The sequence below is a fragment of the Peribacillus huizhouensis genome (assembly GCF_014138605.1).
Lineage (GTDB): Bacteria > Bacillota > Bacilli > Bacillales > DSM-1321 > Peribacillus > Peribacillus huizhouensis.
Genome location: NZ_JACJHX010000039.1, coordinates 1 through 8,697 on the forward strand (window position 1 = coordinate 1; position 8,697 = coordinate 8,697).

The 8,697-nt window shown below is 36.5% G+C and carries 6 protein-coding genes and 1 pseudogene; 6 read left to right on the forward strand and 1 reads right to left on the reverse strand.

Annotation, left to right across the window (positions count from 1 at the left end):
- Nucleotides 1-595 precede the first annotated feature (595 nt).
- From HNP81_RS23285 to HNP81_RS23295, 3 genes are all read left to right on the forward strand, one after another.
- Nucleotides 596-1,048 carry a JAB domain-containing protein gene (locus tag HNP81_RS23285; RefSeq protein ID WP_182504143.1) on the forward strand — a complete coding sequence of 151 codons (453 nt, stop codon included), beginning with the start codon at nt 596-598 and terminating at the stop codon, nt 1,046-1,048.
- Between the two features lie 494 nt (nt 1,049-1,542).
- Nucleotides 1,543-2,880, forward strand: a complete 1,338-nt coding sequence (locus tag HNP81_RS23290; RefSeq protein WP_182504144.1) for an ArgE/DapE family deacylase — start codon at nt 1,543-1,545, stop codon at nt 2,878-2,880.
- A 576-nt stretch (nt 2,881-3,456) separates the two neighbouring features.
- A complete protein-coding gene (locus HNP81_RS23295; protein WP_028390169.1) occupies nt 3,457-4,818 on the forward strand; it encodes an MFS transporter in 1,362 nt (453 codons plus the stop codon).
- 717 nt (nt 4,819-5,535) lie between these two features.
- On the opposite strand, the pseudogene HNP81_RS23300 reads toward HNP81_RS23295, so the two are convergent.
- Nucleotides 5,536-6,060: pseudogene (locus HNP81_RS23300) on the reverse strand (tyrosine-type recombinase/integrase).
- A gap of 238 nt (nt 6,061-6,298) precedes the next feature.
- On the opposite strand from HNP81_RS23300, the gene HNP81_RS24845 reads away from it, so the two are divergent.
- The 3 genes from HNP81_RS24845 to HNP81_RS23315 form a co-directional block, all read left to right on the forward strand.
- On the forward strand, nt 6,299-6,586 hold the full coding sequence (locus HNP81_RS24845) for a TIGR04104 family putative zinc finger protein (RefSeq protein ID WP_182504145.1): 288 nt from the start codon (nt 6,299-6,301) through the stop codon (nt 6,584-6,586).
- A 147-nt stretch (nt 6,587-6,733) separates the two neighbouring features.
- Nucleotides 6,734-7,213: a membrane lipoprotein lipid attachment site-containing protein gene (locus HNP81_RS23310; protein WP_182504147.1), complete on the forward strand. Its 480-nt coding sequence runs from the start codon at nt 6,734-6,736 to the stop codon at nt 7,211-7,213.
- 465 nt (nt 7,214-7,678) lie between these two features.
- The coding region (locus tag HNP81_RS23315) for a hypothetical protein (protein ID WP_182504146.1) at nt 7,679-8,697 on the forward strand (1,019 nt) is incomplete at its 3' end.

Below are 8,697 nucleotides of genomic sequence, written 5' to 3' on the forward strand. Positions count from 1 at the left end.
TCGGTACATCGGACTATCAAAAGTTGTTCAAAGAGCAATCTCAAACAAAAGACTAAAGCAGAGGGGATTTCCCTCTGCTTTAGAACGTTATCTAATAGTACACACTGTAATATAAATTGAACCGCCGTATACGGAACCGTACGTACGGTGGTGTGAGAGGGGAGAAAATATATAAATTATCTTCCCCCTACTCGATTATTTTTCCCTTTTGCCTTCCGAATCGTAAAACAGCGCAAGGCTTCTAATCTTCTGGCCGGCAGGACACCCGAACCTTCCGGCCAGAAGCCAAGAAGCCTAGTCAATCGGTCAAGGGGCACAAAACTTTTTTATTAAAAACGCTACACAACATAAAAAACTTTTGCGCTCAGATCGCCCTTGACCCATTGCCTATGCGTGTTTTTCGTTCTACTTGCAAAAGGGGAAAAATAGTCCTCCTTTGGGGAACAAACTTCGCTTCGAAAGACAAAAGGAAAAACTTAAAACCCCAAATTCATTAAAGAAAAAGCCTTTAGGAGGAGGGACAAGTCCAAAAGGCCAGACCGAAAATCAATGGAGAAGAAATGTACAAAATCACAACCACAAAGGAGTGTTTTAAATGGCATTAACCCCAATTATTGAAGTAGTACGAATAAAACAGGAAATCAGGGAATCATCAGAGTTTTCATCTTATCGGATTGTATCACCAGGAGATGCACAAGAATTAGCAGTTTCATATATTGCAGATGAAGAAGATAGAGAAGTATTTCTTGTGATGATGTTAAACACCAAAAATCAAGTTATCGGGCTTCATAGAGCATCAATTGGGAGTTTGAACGCAAGCATTGTCCATCCAAGGGACGTGTTGAAAAGTGCTGTTCTAAATAATGCGGCTTCTATCATAGTCGCTCATCAGCATCCAAGTGGAGATCCCACTCCTAGCCGAGAAGATATAGAAGTAACGAAGCGATTAGCAGAAGCGGGGAAAATTATTGGAATTGAAGTCCTTGACCATGTGATAGTTACCCATACTGGAAAGCATGTCAGCTTGAAAGAAAAGGGTTATCTTTAAAATTAACTAACAGGCAAAGGGGACTTTCCCCTTTGCTTGAAAGGAGAAAGTCATAATGAACGAGAATGAGAAAATTAGTGAATGAAAGGATATGAAATCCGCAGCCGATTTTCAGTGGGGGAAATACGACAATTTCTGTATTTTATAAGTTTTTTTGAGCATTAGGATACCTCTCACGATAGAACGGGATAGGGGGTAGAAAAAATGTTCATTACATATGAGCTGTTTTGCAAAATACCGCAGCAGCAAAGTCTTTTACATGCTAAATTCATACATTGTAACTCAGAAATTATAAACTTTAATATTTTTAAAGTATTAAACCCTTCGAAATATGTATTTTAAATAATAAAAAAGCCATGGTACATTTATTTTAAGAAATATTCTAAAGGGTAAAAAGATTCAGAATAATGTCTTGTACCCTATCGAATATAAGCAAAAGCAACAACTGGAATAGCCTGCTGCATAAAAAACTTAAACGACTGGAGGAATTTTAAATGGCAACTGTTTTATCAAATGGAGTACGTGAAAAGGTAAGCACTTACATGAAAGAAAATCGTGAAGAGTTAATTAAGGGGCTTCAAAAATTAATCCAAATCCCAAGTGAAACTGGTTATGAAGGGCCGATTCAGGAACATATTAAAAATGTTATGTTAGACCTTGGTCTTGAAGTAGATACATTCGAAGCAGATCCAGTGAAAGTAAGACAGCATCCGGAATATACGGAGTCAGATGTAGAACGTAAAGTTGGTTTTAAGAACCGTCCGAATGTTGTTGGGAAATGGACTGGATCAGAAGATGCACGGTCACTTTTACTTTTTACACATGTTGATACGGTACCGGTTGGGGATGAGATCCACTGGAATTACCCGCCAACTGAAGGTGTAATTGAAAATGGACTTATGTACGGAAGAGGAACAGCTGATAATAAAGGCGGATACGGTTCTATCCTTTCTGCACTGCAGGTTATTAAAAATATGGGTCTAAAGCCAAAAGGAAATATTACAACCATTTCCGTTGTTGATGAAGAGGTAGGCGGAGCCGGCGGAGCTGTTGCAATGGTTCAATACCTTGAAGAACGGAATTTTAAAGCAGATGCATGTATTTATCCGCATCCATTAACAACTGGTGCAGGTCCACAAATTGCTTGTGCAGGCGGATTGATTTTTAAAGTAAGAGTGACAGGTGTGGCCGCTCATAACTTAAACGGACAAGTTGGTGTGAATGCAATCGGCAAAGCGATGAAAATATATGACGCTTTAGTTGAACTGGACAATAAACGCGTAGAAACTGTCAGCTATGCTCCGTTTGAACGTTATTTCGCCGCTTCAGATATGCAAGTCCGTTCAAGTAATTTAACACCTGCAATGATTAATGCTGGTGAATGGGCATATAAAGTTCCGGCTGAATGTGAATTAACTGGAACAATAGGCTACCCGCCAAATGAAACACTTGAAGAAGTGAAAGCACAGATTGAAAACGCAATTAAGGAAATTGCGGCTAATGATGAATGGTTATCTAAAAACCCGCCGGAAATTTCTTATGAATGGCATACAAGCCCAGCGGAGATCAGTCCAGACCATCCATTTGTGCAAATGGTCAAATCAAATATTGATGAAGTTGTTGGCAGAACAACGGAAATATATGGAATGCCTACATTCAGTGATATCCGCTTCCCGCTTATTTATATGGATATGCCAGCAATTATTTATGGACCAAAAGGCGGCAACCTGCATGGCGCGGATGAGTGGGTAAATATTCAAGATTGGTTAGACTGCGTTGAAACGAACGTTCTAAACATTTTAGAATGGTCAGGTTTTGAAGAAGCTAAATAAATTAGAATTTATTAGATTAAATTTTATGGGTTCCCAGCTGAATACCTTTTTATAAAAAAGGATTCAGCTGAGAAGAATCCTTTAGAACACATTTTATTTTTCATTAAAGATTATTCGGAAAAAAATCGGTGACTAACAGATAGAAACTTCGTCAATGGAGAAAATAGCCAGCAGCCGAATATTTAAGGATTTATTGGGGAAATTTCTGAACAATGTGAAAACACTCTTCCTTATATATGCCTGCTAAGATTAGATGAGGTAATATTACCAATCCTAATTACCTTAAACCATAATGAAATCCCAGAACAAGAAACCCTCTTATGCTAGAACACATAGGAATAATAGTGAAGATACCCATCTATACCAGATCAATGAATAAGAATATAAATTTAAAATATATTTTTTCGCCGACACTTTTCGGAATATTTCCTATTATCAGAAAGATTGAAAATCGTTGTAAAATATTAACAGATGTAATGGGATTTAAAGCAAATTAGAAGTTTAATTGTGCAATCTTTTATTGGAGTCATAAAGACAACTAAGTAATTGATTGTTCGGCCAAGAGGAGGATAAAAAATGGCGAATATTGGAGCTAGAATTGAGCGGATCCCTGATAATAAGTATAACAGGAAGATGCTGATAAGGACAGGATTCGGTAATACATTTGATTCAATGGATATCGCAATGGTTGCTTTCGTATTACCATCTTTAATTGGTCTGTGGAGTTTAACTTCCGAGCAGGCTGGGATTTTAGGAAGTTCTGTATTAATCGGTTACTTTTTTGGAGCATTTTTCTCCGGATGGCTTGGCGATAAAATAGGCCGGAAAAAAGTCATCATGTATACACTTGTCATTTATTGCCTTGCAACCTTGGCGAGTGCATTTGCGGCTGAATGGGAACATTTCTTTTGGATGCGAGTAATTGCTGGTATTGGTACAGGTGGTGAAAGCGCTATCTTAGCGCCGTATTTATCAGAATTAATTGCAAGCAGATATCGCGGAAAATATATTGGCGCATTGACAGGGTTCCACTCTTTTGGTTATGTAGCAGCAGCGGTTATTGGTTATTTTGTTATTCCGATGTCTGAAGATTGGGGATGGCGTATTGCTCTCATTATCACTGCACTGCCAATCTTTTTAGTTCTATACTGGAGAAGAACATTACCTGAATCTCCTAGATGGCTTGAATCTAGCGGCAGATTAGAAGAAGCTGAGAAAGAAATGAGCAGAATGGAAGCAAATGTTGAGAAGTATATCGGCAAACTTCCAGAGCCAACTGAATTTGTACAGCCTCCAAAAGCAAAAGGCAGCTTCTTTACACTTTGGAACAAAAAGTTTGTGAAAAGAACAGTTATGGTTTGGATTCTCTGGTTCTCTGTAATCTTTTCTTATTATGGTTTCTTTACATGGCTTCCGACCCTTCTTTATAATGAAGGATTTGAAATTTCTAAATCTTTTATGTTTTCGATTCTCATCTATCTTGCACAAATACCGGGTTATTTTTCTGCAGCCTTTTTAAATGACAAGATTGGCCGGAAAAAGGTTATCTGCGCGTACCTAGGATTAGGAGCGGTTTCAGCCTTATTTTTAAGCCAAGCAGACACATCAACAACCATTATTATAGCAGGATTTTTCACATCACTGTTTATGGTAGGCGGAATGGCAGGTATGTATACGTATACACCTGAACAATACCCGACAATTATTCGCTCAACAGGTACAGGTTCCGCTTCCGCATTCGGAAGAATTGGCGGATTATTAGCACCAATCTATATTGGATTTATGTATCCAATCTATGGTTTTATCGGTGTATTCTTAATGACAACAGGTGTTTTACTAGTAGGTATGTTATCTACCTTAATATTAGGAGAAGAAACGAATTCTAAACCGTTAGATGACTTGACAGCGGATGATGATGACATTAATAAAGTAGGATAATTGAGTAGGAGGGGGTGGATAACCCCCGACCTCTCACACCACTGTACGTACGGTTCCGTATATGGTGGTGCTTCCCTGTAGGTCTGTGAGCTAGATACCGCCGTAGTTCGGCATAGCGTATTTCAGAGAGCATATTTTTACTCTACGCCACTCACACCATCGTTTGGATGGTACATAGTTTTCCCTTTGTTGAGGTTTTAGACCCGTACATCCGGGTATTTGTCAGTTCCTTTCTCGGAACGATTCTCACCATATCCAGTTTTTCAGCCCCCCGGCATATTCGTTGGCATAGCTTTTCAATAGAATGGCTTCAGCCTTCGTTTTGCCGACTCCACCTGTTCTTCAGACCTCATGACCTGGCAGCCATAAAGCACCGCAAAATTTACAGCCTTTTCTGTTTTGAAAATTATCTAAAGTTCTTTCTAGTATTTTGTCAGGATGTTTAGGACACCTGTATTTTATTGGAGTCTTGCTATTGATATAAATGCTTTGGAATAGGTATAACCTCTATGTTCAAAGTGTTCTTTAACATCGTTAAATTCTAATTTTTTTTCCATATTTATTTACACCTCATAATAATTATCAATAGTTATACTTTACAATTTAGTTAAAAATATACTTATTGGAAGTCAGATTAATAGGATGAGGTATGCTTGCATCTTTCTGCAGGATTTTTGTTGAAATTTTGAATTTAAAAAGGAATAAGTTCTGAACGTGTCATAAGGAGAAATCTTGTAATGATTCGTCGATTTCGTCTTGTGTAATTCCGATATATCGTTTAGTAATGGACGGGGCGGCATGGTTAAAGATGTTCTGCAAGAACGTTAGGCCTTTCGTTCGTCGTAGTAGGCATACCCAAACGTCTTTCGCATCGTATGCGTGCCAATATCGTCCCGTCCTAGTACTTCTTTAGCCTCCACAAGCGCTCGATAAGCTTGGGTAGGGGTTCCCCTTCCGGCTTGGAAACAGATACTCTGCATCACTCATCTGATCCGTATACTCTTCGATCTCTTCCCATAGCTTGATCGGCAACATAAACCGTTTCGTTTTATTTGTTTTTTGTTCCCGGATCACCACATGACTTTTATCTCGAACATCTCCTACCGTCAACGGAACAATATCACTGACCCGAAGCCCGGTATTGGTCCCAAAGACAAACAAAAAATAGTTCCGTTCGGAACCATATCGCCGCAGCGCCCATTTCATATCCTCGATTTCTTTGGCCGTTCGCAATGGCTGCACGTTCTTTTCTTTCGTGAATTCCCTCTATTTTCGTACATTCAACGTATGAAAATATTATTTTAACAAACAACATAGTGATATCAATAATTTGAATGTACGAAAATAGATAAAATCATACATTCGGGAAACAGGATAATTCAATGAAATTGGAAATATTGAATGGGATATAAATGTTAAAATGGAAATGTATATTAAGGTTTTAATCGCTTAGCAAAATCAAATTTTAAGGAGGGTTAGTTTGCAAAAATGTGAAAACTGCAACTCACAATTTAGCTGGAGTAAAATCTTTAAATCGTTTTGGTGGACATATAAACCAATTAAATGTGACAACTGTGGTACTAAACATAAGATAACCATTTTTGGTAGATTTACATTTGGAGCCCTGACTACTTTACCAATATTGATATTTACTAATTTCCTTTCTCCTTTCAATAACGTTTTTATGACCATTGGTATAGGAGTTCTTATATTAATTGTTGGTTGTTTGTTCACGCCATATGTTGTTCAATACAAAGAGGCATTGTGAGGAATTATACTTAAACAAACGGGTGCTTCGTATTATAAGGTCAGCCAGTAAAAATTACTGGTTGACCTTATAATACGAACGAAGCAGTTTAGTCGAATCAAAAAATGGATTATTGTGGTAAATTTGAGTTATGGAGGGGGAGGTAAAATGAAAAAAATACTCACGCTATTATTTACAATATTAGTTTTAACGGCTTGTACGGAAGTCACTAAAAATGAAATTACTAAAGAAGAGATGAATAAAGATGAAGTTACTAACAACAATTATAAATTTATTGGAGAAAGTGAACATTGGAAGGCTGAATATTCTTATAAAGGAACAGAAACATGGAAAGATAATGACGGAACAAAGACTTACTCTAACGAAGATAGATATGATCTTGTATTAAAATACAAGGGTTCTTTAGAAGAGTTATCTTCCATGCAAAAACTTGAATACTCCTTTAAAACAAGTAGCAGTGCAGAAACATCAACAAAGGAATTCACTGATCCTCCTAGAGAATTAATATTTACTTCTTTTGGAAAATCAGAAGGTGGGGCAAAAGTAAACGAAGATGAAGTTATACAAGTAAATGTAAAATGGGATAAATTTGAAGAGTCATTTGAACTGCATAATAAAAATAAGTAGATTTGTTTAACTAATGGGGGATTTAGTGAAAGAAGAATTTGCATAAAACATCCCTTTTTTATGAATCAACCATGTATAAAATCATGTATAAACGATAAAAATGGACCATTTAGAACCCCTTGAGAGCCAAGGGGTTTTATAGTTCGGAAGTTCCGGAAATTGACTTTATGTTAACTAGATTTGTATATGGTATTCATGTGATACTTTAAGGACTTGTTCAATTAAAGGGCCAGATTGTGGAGTAACTTTATATTACGTAGTAGACGTATACTATGCAACAACTGAATTCTAATTAAATTTAGGATTTAACTAAAGCCTGATAGCTTCGGATTCAGTTATTTAAAGATAAAAGTGAAGCATTTTTAAAGAGGTAATGCAATAGCCCATTCTCTCATGATGTAATAAGATAAGGTAGAAATGGAAATTGACAAAAAGAACTTTATTGATAAAAAGGAGAGTAAATGAATGAAAACCCATGTCGAAGTGATTATTGATACTTTAAATGACGCTTATTCAAATGCCTTAAAAATATCAAGTTGTCATCATACAGAAAATGATGTGAAGAAATTTCTAAAAGAAATTGGATCTGCCATAGAATTATTCCTTAAAGAGGCAGTTTATGGAAATAGGAGAAATAGAGATGATTTCTATGAGTTAATTAAAGACTTGGATAATTTAGGGGTCTCTAGGGATTCAATAAAAAATTTACAAAAACTCCGAGACTCATATAATAAAGCAAAACATAACCCACGTAGCCAAGTAAACATTATTAGTGCTATGAAGATTTTAACCGACATTAAAACGATATTAATTGAGATCAGTAGTTTGAACATAGGTATTGTTAATGAGCCAAAAACTATAAATTATCAAAGGGTTGTGTGGATTGCAGGATGGGATCATTATTCAACGGGTGAAACAGAAATATCTATAATAGTACCATACGAACACGATGGAACACGAATTTCTATCCCCACCTTTGAACATTTTAATATCCAATGGGAAGGTTGGGAGGATATAATAAAAAAATTTGTTGCTAAAAATAACTTGTTAATGGGAAAAGATCACTTACCTGAAGGTTTTTATACTTATGTTTCTGGGTTAGGGGAGTTCATAGAAGCAGGTGTGTTTAGCGGAGATTACAGAGAACTGATAATCGAGATTTCAAAGTATGTAGATAAAGAAATGGAGAATAAATTACTTCCAAATCTTCAAAGAAAAAATGACTTAGCATCTATGTTTTATGCGGTTTTGTATGCTTCAAGCGACGTTATTGATGAGGGCAAATATTCTATGGATATTGAAGAGATGCGACAGTCCGTTAACTATATATTAGAGAATAGATACGCAGTAGAAACAAATTCAGAAAACGTAAAGAAACTTGTACTTGTGATGGTAACTCTACTTAGTAATCTACAGTCAGAACATACAACTTCCGTTCAAGGTCCTATATTTGTACATAAAGAAAAGTATGAACAATACAGGAA